Here is a 271-nt window from a genome sequence, read left to right on the forward strand (position 1 = left end):
AAGGGTTATACCGCTGACAAGGCGCAAATTGACAAGCAAACAGTTAACGGGGACTCACAGGACTTAGCATTCACGGTTACCTACACCAAGAACGCTCCAACGATTACGCCAGACTTGAAGCATCAGCTGACGCCAGGGAATCCTTCCCAGCCAAGTAACGCTACTAACAATGGAGTAATCAATACGTCGACTAATACAGGATCTAAAGTTAACAACGGTGCTGTTAATTCACCAGAATTACCTCAAACTGGTGAAAACAATAGTCAAAGTC

1 protein-coding gene is annotated in these 271 nt (G+C 44.6%); it reads left to right on the forward strand.

Annotated elements, in window-relative coordinates; all coding sequences use genetic code 11:
* Nucleotides 1-271 (forward strand): mucin-binding protein (locus tag IV55_RS10430; RefSeq protein WP_420864893.1); only part of this gene is annotated, 271 nt, incomplete at both ends.

Origin of the sequence: Furfurilactobacillus siliginis, from assembly GCF_001437435.1 — a bacterium.
In the GTDB taxonomy this organism is placed as follows: domain Bacteria; phylum Bacillota; class Bacilli; order Lactobacillales; family Lactobacillaceae; genus Furfurilactobacillus; species Furfurilactobacillus siliginis.